At 50.6% G+C, this 11816-nt stretch carries 5 protein-coding genes; all 5 read left to right on the top strand.

All coding sequences use genetic code 11. The annotated features are described in order from the left end of the window. Position 1: 1 nt before the first annotated feature. On the top strand, positions 2-1633 hold the full coding sequence (locus AB4Z29_RS30675; RefSeq protein ID WP_441946695.1) for an extracellular solute-binding protein: 1632 nt from the start codon (positions 2-4) through the stop codon (positions 1631-1633). A 353-nt stretch (positions 1634-1986) separates the two neighbouring features. Further along, entirely contained in the window at positions 1987-2841 is an 855-nt protein-coding gene (locus AB4Z29_RS30670; protein WP_441946715.1) for an ABC transporter permease, read from the top strand. A gap of 15 nt (positions 2842-2856) precedes the next feature. Continuing rightward, positions 2857-3780 carry a carbohydrate ABC transporter permease gene (locus AB4Z29_RS30665; protein ID WP_441946694.1) on the top strand — a complete coding sequence of 308 codons (924 nt, stop codon included), beginning with the start codon at positions 2857-2859 and terminating at the stop codon, positions 3778-3780. 99 nt (positions 3781-3879) lie between these two features. Beyond that, a complete protein-coding gene (locus tag AB4Z29_RS30660) occupies positions 3880-5547 on the top strand; it encodes an extracellular solute-binding protein (RefSeq protein WP_441946693.1) in 1668 nt (555 codons plus the stop codon). Between the two features lie 86 nt (positions 5548-5633). Then, positions 5634-11261, top strand: a complete 5628-nt coding sequence (locus AB4Z29_RS30655) for a X2-like carbohydrate binding domain-containing protein (protein ID WP_441946692.1) — start codon at positions 5634-5636, stop codon at positions 11259-11261. Positions 11262-11816 lie beyond the last annotated feature (555 nt).

Genomic DNA, 11816 nt, shown 5'->3' with positions numbered 1-11816 from the left:
GATGAAAAATAGTCAGATCCGCATACTAGCGGCTCTATGCATCATCATAGTGACTCTGTCGTCATGCAAGCTGGGCGGCGGAAACGAAGAGCAGGAGAGTGGCGGCAAGCCTGCTCCAGTAGAGATTAATGTGTTCGCTCAGCAGGAGACGGGCATCGATCTGCGTACGAATGATTTCACCAAGCTGCTCGAGAGCAAATTCAACGCGCAGATTAATTGGGATAGCATTACGCCGGACGGAGCCAAGGAGAAGCGCCAAATATCGCTCGCTGGCGGAGATTATCCAGATGCCTATATTTTGACGGCATATCTGGACCAGTTCTCGCAGTCTGATTTGCTGAAGTACGGGAAAGAGGGCGTTATCCTTCCGCTTAACCAGCTTATTGAACAATATGCCCCCAACATTAAGGCAGCTATGGAGAAGGATCCGACCTTGAAGGCGTTCAATACGGCTCCTGACGGCAATATCTATGGTCTGGTCGCATACAGCGAGTGCTTTCATTGCTCTTATCCGAACAAAATGTGGGTGAATACCGAATGGCTCTCGAAGCTCGGTTTAGCGATGCCCACAACGACCGCGCAGTTCAAATCGATGCTCGAGGCGTTCAAGAAATCGGATCCGAACGGGAATGGGATGGCCGACGAGATCCCGCTAAGCGGCTCCATCGAGGATTTTGGGGTTCGTATCATACCCTATCTGATGAACGGATTTATTTATGACGACGACCGCAATTATTTAGCGATGAGCAGCGGTAAAGTGGACACGGTGGCGAATAAGCCGCAGTGGAAGGAAGGGATCGCCTTCATTAAGTCGCTTTATGATGAAGGCTTGATTGATCCGGGAGCGTTTATTCAGAATGCGGAAGCGCTCAGAAGGATCGGCGACAATGCTGGCGCACCGGTATTGGGTGCGGTCGCGAGCATGCACCCGGCTATATTTACGAGCGAGCGGCTGAAGGATTATGCACCGATTCCGCCGCTTGCCGGACCGTACGCATCCCATGCGACTTTCGACGGGGGAGGCATACCGCCTGGCGCGAAATTCGTCATTACGAATAAAGCGAGCAAGGAAGCCCAAATCGCGTTAATTCAAATGGTCGATTACATCTACACGCCGGAAGGGCAGACGATTGCCCAATCGGGATTAGAGGGCATTGGCTGGAGGAAGCCCAAAGAGGGAGAGGCGGCGCTTGGCGAGGGTATAGCTCCGCAGTTCGCAAGCTTAATCCCAATAAATAACGCCAAGCCAACCAATTCCGGCTGGAGCGGGATGGCGCATTTCTATATGCCGAGGGAATATCGTGACAGCTGGGTAGCGAGCAAGGATATTTATGCGATTGACGGCTATGAACGAAGGCTAATCGAGGCGACGCAGCTTTATGAAGGCCATGAGCCCTCCGAAATGTTCCCGATTTGGACGATATGGCTGGATCCGGCGGAAGCGGACGAGGCGGGTATCCTGCAAACGAATCTGTCCAATTATATCGAGCAAAGCACGCTTCAGTTCATAACCGGCGATTTGAATTTGGACAAGGACTGGGACGGCTATTTGGCAGGGCTGGATAGCATGCAGGTTGGAAGGTATCTTGAAATTATGCAGAAAGCGTACGACCAATCGAATCCCAATAAATAGTTTTCCGATATATGAAATCCCGGCTGCCCGCGCAGCCGGGATTTTTTTGCGCTTTGTGCACGGTACAGCTGCATAAAGCTGATAAATGTACGCCAGTACGGGGATTTGCCCCCCTCGAATCCGAGTTTTTGTACGTAAAAAGACGCAAGTGTACCTGTTTGGAGCGGGTGCTTTTCTACTATGATCAGTCGTATAGAAAGCGCTATCATACATCAGCAGGAAGTTACTTAGGGGGGATTGTTCTGGAAAAAGAAATCGTACTGAATAATAAGTTGTTGAAGGCAAAGGGCAAGCGAAGCCTTGCGGAAGAAGCGGTGCGAAGCTTCAAGAAGCATTGGCAGCTGTACCTGATCATTATACCGCCAGTGTTGTTTTTTCTTATTTTTAAATATTATCCGATGCTGAATGCCGTGCTCGCCTTTAAGGATTACAACGTCATTAAAGGAATATGGGGCAGCCCGTGGGTAGGCTTCAAAAACTTTCAGCTGTTTTTTGACAATCCGATGTTCTGGCCCTTGGTCAAAAACACGATCTACGTCAGCGGATATTTATTGCTTGCAGGCTTTCCGATCCCAATCATACTCGCGCTGATGCTGAACGAGGTCCGCAACGGAAGATTCAAACGGACCGTACAGCTGGTCACCTTCGCGCCGTATTTCATCTCAACCGTTGTCATGGTGTCGATCATTATGCTGTTTTTGGCGCCGAGGCTCGGATTCGTCAACGTTGCTTTGAACTACTTCGGGCTCGATTCGATCAACTTCCTGGGAGAGGCCAGCATGTTCCGGTCGATTTACGTTTGGTCGGATATTTGGCAGACGGCAGGCTACTCAGCGGTTATTTATTTGGCGGCGCTGTCCGGCATTGATCCGACCTTGTATGAGGCGGCTAAGGTGGACGGAGCATCACGCTTCCAGAAGATCCTTCACGTAGATATTCCGGGCATTCTGCCGACCATCACGATTATTCTCATCCTGAACGTGGGCAGCGTCATGGCGATTGGCTTCGAGAAAATTTACCTGCTCCAAAACCCGCTTAATAAGGTGAATTCGGAAATTATCGCGACTTATGTCTATAGCGTCGGGCTGCTAAATGCCAATTACAGCTTTGCAACGGCGGTTGGCCTATTCAATTCATTGATCAATCTGGTATTACTATTCGTCGTCAACGGATTGGCGAAAAAATTCACGAAATCGAGCATTTGGTAAAAGGGGAGTGCGCCTATGGCATCGTCAAAAATAGCAACGCAGCAGGCACCAATCAGACAAACGATTAAAGATTCAACGGGCGATAAAGTCTTTTTGTTCATCGTGTACACGGTTCTCTTCTTGGTGTTAATCGCGGTCATTTATCCGCTCATTTATATTCTAAGCAGCTCTATCAGCAGCCCGGCAGCCGTAACCTCAGGCCGCGTCTGGCTGTGGCCCGTCGATATTTCCTTCAAGGGCTTCAAGGTGCTGTTCGACACCCCGCAAATTATGCAGGGCTATGGTAACTCGCTGTTCTACACGGCAGCGGGAACGATGATCAGCGTAGTGCTCACGGTCATGATTGCGTATCCGATGTCGCGCAAATCTTTTTTTGGCCGCAGCGTCATTATGATGCTCATCACGTTCACCATGCTCTTCAGCGGCGGCTTGATTCCAACGTATATGGTTGTGCGGGAATTCGGCATGATCGACTCCCGTTGGGCGCTGCTCATTCCGAATGCGGTGTGGGTATGGCAAGTCATTATCGCACGCTCCTTCTTCCAAAACTCAATCCCCGACGAGCTATTCGAGGCGAGCGAGATTGACGGATGCAGCGATATCCGGTTTATGCGCAGCGTCGTTGTGCCTTTATCCAAACCGATACTCGCCGTGCTCTTTCTGATGTACGGTGTTGGTCAATGGAATGCATACTTTGACGCATTGATCTACTTGAAATCGGCGAACCTGTTCCCGCTGCAGCTTGTCCTGCGGAGCATCATCATCATGAACAACAGCGCAAGCGTAACGGATGCCCTGAAGCAGGTGGAGAGGCAGCAGCTCTCCGAGCTGTTGAAATACTCGCTTATCGTGGTGGCGACGCTGCCGGTTCTAATCATCTACCCGTTCGTACAGCGATATTTCGTGCAGGGGATGCTGGTTGGCTCAGTAAAAGGATAATGAAACGATGGATCTGGAAGGGAGGTGGTCGCTTTGTAGTGTTAACGCAAGGCCAATGGCAATCCTTAATGAATCGATACGAAAAGGGAGCGAACAAAGATGAAAAAGAAGCTTTTGGGTTTGTTGGCAATCATGGTTGTAGCCAGCATGATGCTTGCTGCGTGCTCGCAAAATAATAAGCCTTCCAACACGGCGACCAACGCGCCGAATGCACAATCGGAAGAGACGGGAGATACCGCACCGGTTGAAGTTACGTTATTCGCCGTTCAGGAGCCAAACATTGATCTGGCAACGAACAAATTCACGAAATTCGTAGAAGAGAAATTCAATATCAAGCTCAAGTTCGAAACGACGCCGCCGGACGGCGCGAAGGAAAAACGTCAAATCTCGCTTGCGAGCGGAGACTATCCGGATGCTTATATGCTTCCAGGCTATGTCGATCAGTTCACGCAAGCGGATGTCGTGAAGTACGGCAAGCAAGGCGTACTCGTGCCGCTGAACGATCTTATCGATAAATATGCGCCTAACATTAAAGCCGCTATGGAAAAAGACTCCGATTTGAAAGCGTTTAACACAGCGCCGGACGGCAATATTTACGGCCTTGTCGCTTACAGCCAGTGCTTCCACTGTTCATATCCGAACAAAATGTGGATCAATACAAAGTGGCTGGATAAGCTGCAATTGGAAATGCCAAAAACGCCGGAAGAATTCAAAGCGGTATTGTCGGCGTTCAAAACAAAGGATCCTAACGGCAACGGCGTTGCTGACGAAGTGCCGCTTAGCGGCTCGATCGAGGATTTCGGCGTGCGCGTCATCCCGTTCCTTATGAACGGCTTCGTCTATGACGACGATCGCAACTACTTGAACCTGACTGGCGGCAAGGTGGAGTCGGCAGCGCTTAAGCCGGAATGGAGAGAGGGCTTGACGTATATCAAATCCTTATACGATGAAGGCTTGATCGATCCAGGCGCATTCGCGCAAAACTCGGAAGCATTCAAAAAAATCGGCGAAAACGGCGATGCTCAAATTCTTGGCGCCGGCGCCGGCATGCACCCTGCTATCTTCGTTAACATTGACGTAGGCAACAAAAACTCGGCGGACTACAATCCGGTACCGCCACTGACTGGTCCGCACGGATCATTCGCTACTCATGATGGCGGCGGCGTTGCTCCTGGAGCGAAATTCGTCATCACGAACAAAGCTTCCGAAGAACAACAAATCGCTCTCATTCAATTAGTGGATTACATGTTCACTGAAGAAGGCCAAACGAATGGTGCATCGGGTATGGAAGGCATCGACTGGAGAAAGCCGAAGGAAGGCGAAGTTGCCCTCGGCGATGGCGTAGAACCGAAGGTTGCAACGATTCCTGCCGTTGAAGGCGAAGCGCCTCGCAACGCGGGCTGGAGCGGAACGGCTCACTTCTATATGCCGCGGGAATACCGCGACAGCTGGGTTCAAGGTACGGATATTTATGATTCTGCCAACTATGAGCGCAGATTGTACCAAGCGACGCTGCAGTATCAAGGCCACGAGCCGAAGGAGCTTTTCCCGCTCTGGGCGATCTGGATTGATAACGCTGAGGTTGACGAGGCGAGCATTCTGCAAACGAACATTAAATCCTACATTGAGCAAAACGCGCTGCAATTCATTACAGGAAACAAAAACCTGGAGAAGGATTGGGATGCTTACGTGAAGGGTCTCAAGGATCTGAAGATCGACCGTTACTTGGAGATTTTGCAAAAGGCGTATGACCAATCGTTTAAGTAAGGCATAAGGCTTTCTAACTACACAGGATCAGGTTTTTATTGCGAGATAAAAGCCTGATCCTATTTTCTAAAAAAAGGAGATAAATAATGAATCTAATGATGAAAAAGACCCGGCTTTGGCTGCTTGTTGCCGTTCTGTTCGCGACCCAGCTAGGAATAGTGGCACCGAAAGGAAACGTAGCGGAGGCGGCCGATAACGGCCTGGCTGCAAAGCCATATATGGGCTGGAGCAGTTACAGCCTGCAGGTGTATACGGGGAACGGGCAGTGGATTACGGCAGATAATATCAAGGCGCAATCCGACGCGATGCATGAGAAGCTTCAGCCTTACGGGTATGAATATATTAATATAGACGCTGCTTGGAACGGAGGCATGGACGGGTATGGGCGTCCGATCCCAAGTACAACGCTATATCCGAATGGCCTGCAGGAGGTTATCGATTATGTTCATGCGAATGGGCAGAAGATCGGTCTCTATGGCATTCCCGGATTGTCGCCGCAGGCGTATGACCAGGATTTGCCGATTTACGGGGCTCCCGGCTGCTCGATGCAGGATATTGCGGCTCAGCCGATTCAGGAATCGGATTACTGGGGACTTGGCTATAAAATCGATTTCAACCAGCCTTGCGCGCAAAGCTACATAAACTCGATTGCCGATCTATATGGCGAATGGGGTATCGACTTCTTGAAGTTTGACAGCGTGACGCCGGGCTCGGGTATCTCGGATCTTTCCCTTGATGCGCGGGATGATGTCAAAGCATGGGCGCAGGCGCTTGCTCCGCACCAAATTTGGCTGGAGCTTTCATGGGCGCTTGATATCAAATACATCGATTATTGGAAGGAATATGCCAACGGCTGGCGTGTCGATTGGGATATTGAATGCTATTGCGGCGACGGTGGCTTAACGGCATGGCCAAGCATCGCCCGTCTATTCCCGAAAGCGGAGCAGTTCTGGCGTCATGCGGGACCAGGGGGCTGGAATGATTTTGACTCCTTGAATATCGGGAACGGCGCGATGGACGGCATTACGCCTGACGAGCGCAAGACGGCAATGACGTTCTGGGCTTTATCCTCCGCACAGCTATATATCGGCAATGATATGACCAATTTGGACGAATACGGCCTAGAGCTGTTAACGAATGAAGAAGTCATCGCTGTCAATCAAGCTGGCCGACCGGGTCATCCGGTATCGACTGCTACCGAGCAGCAGGTATGGTATGCGAATAACGGTGACGGCAGCTACACGGTTGGTCTCTTCAACTTAGGGAGCTCAGCAGCTACGGTTAACGTGGACTGGAGCGACATCGGCTTGACTGGACCGGCAACGGTTCGCGATCTTTGGAGCCATGAGGATCTTGGCACTTTTGATGACGGATATAGCGCCGTTAATCTGGCTTCGCATGCCTCGCGATTGTTCAAGGTAATGGCTCAGGACGGCACGGCGTCTGCGAATGACGATGATACCGGCATGAAATATACAGGCGATTGGACGCGTAACGGAGGCCAGCAGCTTCCCGGCGACAAGCAAAACATCGTTATCGATGTAACGGATGCGGCTGCGCTGAACAGCACGATCAGCCCCGTAACGGCGTCCTTCAACAAGAAGTCGTCGGAGCAGGCAGACGTGGCAACGGCAGTAACGCTTAATGGAAACACGCTTGCGAGCATCTCGAACAATGGAGCTGCGCTTGCGTCTGGCACGGATTATAGCGTTGCGGGCAATGAGGTGACGATTAAAAAGGAATATTTGGCGGGCAGAGCGGTAGGTACGGCGAATCTGACCTTCACGTTTAGCGGCGGAGCGTCTCAAACCTTGGCGATAGCCATTAGCGATACGACGATAAGGGACAGCCGCGTTACGCCTGCGACGGTAAGCTTCGATAAAAAGCCGGCGGCACAGTCTGATGTTGCGCTCACGGTTTCGCTGAACGGCAATACGCTGACTGGCGTGGAGCATGGCGGGAACGGCCTAGTCTTGGGAACGGATTATACGGTTTCCGGCACACAATTGACGCTTAAAAGCTCTTTTTTGGATACGTTTTCAACGGGAACGTCTGACTTAACCTTCTCGTTTAGCGCAGGCTCGCAGCAAAAGGTCTCGTTGGTCGTGCGCGATACAACGGTCGGAGGCTCGATATCCATTAATGATGACGATGCGTCTATCGTCTATACGGGCGGCTGGAATCGCAGCTATAACCGCAATCTTGGCGATTATATGGACGATGTGCATTATGCCGAAGCGAACGATAATGATTATTTCGCATATACCTTCACAGGAACGGGAATTGAATTCATAACCGAGCTTGATCCTTCGCAAGGCAGCATCGATATTTATATCGATGATCAATTCCAGCAGACGATCAGTACGTATAACATTGGAAGATTGGCGCAGCAGCCGGTGTTTAACATCACTGGTTTGGCAAACGGCTCGCATACGCTCAAAGCGGTGAAGAAATCGGGCTACTTCTTATTGCTTGATAAGCTGCGCGTTAGCGTGCCTGATCTGATCAGTACGACTACGGGAGACTTTGACAAAGCGGCAGGCCAGCAAGCGGATCTTACACTTGCAACGACAGGAGCCGGCAGCAGTCTAAGCGCTATTTCGAACGGTGCAGATGCGCTTGTATCCGGTACGGACTATACAGTGTCGGGCAACAGCGTAACGATTAAAAAAGAATATTTGGCAGCTCAACCGATCGGAACGTCGAGCTTGACGTTTGTTTTTGACGGTGGAGCCGTACAGACTTTATCTGTTGCCGTAACCGACTCGTCGGCATCGAACAGCACGATCAGCCCGGCAGCGGCAAGCTTTGATAAAAAAGCATCCTTGCAGGCCGATGTCGTAACGACAATGACCCTTAATGGGAATACATTAGCCGGTATCACTAACGGTGCAGCAGCGCTCGTATCCGGTATGGACTACACGGTTTCAAATGATGAGGTTACGATTCATAAGGCGTATCTTGCGGGATTGCCGAATGGCTCAGCAAACCTGAAATTCAGCTTTAGCGAGGGCGCATCGCAGACGCTGGCCGTCACGATTAGCGATACAACGGGGCAGAACAGCACGCTAAACCCAAGTGCGCTAAGCTTCGATAAACGCGCGGATGCACAAATGGACGTGGCGACGGCTATTTCCTTCAATGGAAACAGCTTGAGCGGAATTGCGAATGGGGCGGATGCGCTGCAAGCAGGCGCTGATTATCTAGTAGCCGGCGATCAGCTTACAATTAAGAAAGAGTACCTGGCGGGCAGGGCGAACGGCATGACGAATCTGACCTTGTCCTTTAGTGGCGGAGTGCCGCAGACGCTGGCGATTGCCGTAAGCGATACATCAAGAGGACGGCATGTCCTCGTTAATAACGACGACAGCGAAATTTCCTATAAGGGCGCATGGCAGCATGGACGCAACAGGGGCCTTGGCGATTATAAGGATGATGTGCAGTACACAGAAAACAACAACGATTATTTTGAATACCAATTTGCAGGAACGGGCATTGAGCTCATAACAGAGAAGGATTCCTCGCAGGGGGATATCGATATCTACGTGGATGGCGTATTCAAGCAAACGATCAGCACGTACAATTCGAGCAGACAAATTAGGCAAACCGTATATAGTATTCAAGGTTTGACCGAGGGTACGCATACGATTAAGGCAGTGAAGAAATCAGGCTATTACATGCTGCTTGATCTGCTCTCATTCCGAATCGCGGATATGATTAGCCCGGATTCGGGAAGCTTTGACAAAACAGCGCAGGCCGACGTGACGACAACGCTTCAGATCGATGGAAGCAACCTGCTTGGCATCGCGAATGGCGAAACGCCTCTTGCAGCAGGCACTGATTATACGGTCTCAGGCAGCGACATTACGATTAAAAAGGAATATTTGGCTGCACAGCCGGATGGCGCCGTCAGTTTGGCGATCTCCTACAAAGGCGACTTCCAAAAGGATCTGCACGGTACGGAAACGGATGGAGACTACGTGCAATACTCGTTCACAGGCACAGGCGTATCCTTGATTGCGCCGATGTCATCTGTACAGGGCGATGTCGACATTTATGTAGACAATGTGCTCAAGGAAACGGTGAGCGCTTATCATGCTAGCAGATTAACACAGCAGGAAATTTATTCGGTTTCCGGTTTGGCTAACGGTTCCCATACCATTAAGGCCGTTAAAAAATCCGGTGATTATATGCTGGTGGATGGAGTGAAATTCCAAGTAAATGCGGCAACACTGCCATCGCCAACACCTACGCCAACGGCAACTCCGTCGCCAACACCAACGGAAGCGCCAACTGCATCACCGACCGCAACGACGGAAACACCGACAGAAGCACCAACTGCATCACCGACAGAAGCACCAACTGCATCACCGACCGCAACGACAGAAGCACCGACCGCGACACCATCCGCAACGCCGACTCAGGCACCTTCGGCGCCTGGCACGGGCGGGAATGCTGATTCCGGCAAAGAGACCTTATCCATTGACGTTGGAAATGCCGGTAAAGCTGTTGTCACAAGAACGAAGCAAGCAGACGGCAAAAAGCAGGATATCGTGTCTTTGACAGCGGAGCAAGCACGTAAAGCGGCAGAGGGCATGAAAGAATTTGGTGTCCAAACGGCGAGCCTTGTTATTCCGGATGTGAAAGACGAAGTATCGCAAACGACTTTTAACCTGCCTAAGGACGCGAAGAAAATATTCGCAGACGCTCAGATCGGCCTGGAGCTTATGACGGAGAACGCGAAATTAGCAGTGGGAAGCGGTGTGCTAGCTGCTATGACGGAGGATCTGTTCTTCCATCTGACGCCTATTAAGGAAGAGACGAAGAAGCTTGAAACAGCTGGCAGGGCAAATCGGGAAGCATCTGTAAGGATAGTGGCAGGCAATGAGCAAGCAGCAGTCGTTGGCCGTCCGATGAGCATCGAAACTAACGCGCAAGGCGGTGAAGTCACCATTGTTTTACCGCTGAAGGATGCTAAGCTTAGCGAGGCGCAGTGGCAGGACCTTGCCGTGTACATTGAGCATAGCGACGATACGAAGGAGCTGCTTAAAGGGAAAATCGTTCCCTTTAATGATAAGGGCGACAAGGGGCTGCAATTCACGGTTCACAAATTCAGCTTGTTCACATTAATTCATGTTCCAGGCCTAAAGGATTCAAGTCTTGGCGCTGCGTATATGAATGGTTATGAGAACAGTATGTTTAAGCCTGACAATAAATTGACAAGGGCGGAAGTCGCAACGATTTTATCCAGAATCGTTAATCGGGAAGCAGCAGGAGCATCCGAGGTATCCTATAACGACGTGCTTGCGTCCAACTGGGCAAGGGACGCGATTGCAAAAGTAACGGGAATGGGCTTGATGCAGGGCTACACGAACGGCAGCTTTGGCGCAAGCAAAACCATCACGCGCGCCGAGATGGCGAAGCTGGTTTCCTCGCTTATCGGCGAGACGGATAAGACTGGCACAGGATTTAGCGATATTGCGGGGCACTGGGCGAAAGCCGATATCGAGAAGGTGCAGGCTGCCGGAATCATTAACGGGTACGTGGACGGTACCTTTAAGCCCAATCAGGCACTGACACGCGCGGAAGCGGCAAGCATCATCAACAAGGTACTGGGCAGAAGCGCGGCAAGTTCCTCGGTACAGTCACCATGGAGCGATGTGACTAGCTCGCATTGGGCGTATGGCAGCATTTTGGCAGCATCGGTTGAGTAGTTAGAACTGGGCTCAGCCAAAGGGGTAAACCAAGTGTTCAATCCCATAAAAGGAAAAGGAATCGTCCCGATAGGGTAAACCCGAGTAGGACAATTCTATAAAAGGAAAAAGGATTTGTCCCAAAAGGGGAAACCTGAGCATGGCAATCTGACCTTGCCATGAAATAGTAGACAGCAAGGAACCCGCAGTTACAACTGTTTGTCTAAATATCTATACTGCCCTACGTTGCATTTTCTGCAGTAGAATGGCCATTTAGATCGCCAACAACTACTCTACATTGCAGTTTCTGCAATGAAATCAGCAGATTCTAGTTTGTTTCAACGGTATTTCCGGTTTTCGTTGTACTTTGTACAACGTAGCCCCTCAGGTGGCAGCACATGTGAGGTTTCTATTGTACTTTCTACAGCGTAACTTCCACGATAGCTCAGACTATACTAGGTTACTCCAAAACCCTAGTAACGTCTGAGCTATGTTACGTTTCTTCAGTGTGGTTCCAATTTAGCGCGAACAACACTAAGTAACTCCCCTCCCCCAAGTAACATCCGCCCTACGTTG

Source organism: Paenibacillus sp. 2TAB23 (genome assembly GCF_052115165.1).
Classification (GTDB): domain Bacteria; phylum Bacillota; class Bacilli; order Paenibacillales; family Paenibacillaceae; genus Pristimantibacillus.
This window is presented reverse-complemented; position numbering and strand designations above follow the sequence as displayed.

Coding starts and splice junctions, on each gene's coding strand:
- AB4Z29_RS30675 (WP_441946695.1), top strand. CDS start 2: ATGAAAAATAGTCAGATCCGCATACTAGCGGCTCTATGCATCATCATA.
- AB4Z29_RS30665 (WP_441946694.1), top strand. CDS start 2,857: ATGGCATCGTCAAAAATAGCAACGCAGCAGGCACCAATCAGACAAACG.
- AB4Z29_RS30660 (WP_441946693.1), top strand. CDS start 3,880: ATGAAAAAGAAGCTTTTGGGTTTGTTGGCAATCATGGTTGTAGCCAGC.
- AB4Z29_RS30655 (WP_441946692.1), top strand. CDS start 5,634: ATGAATCTAATGATGAAAAAGACCCGGCTTTGGCTGCTTGTTGCCGTT.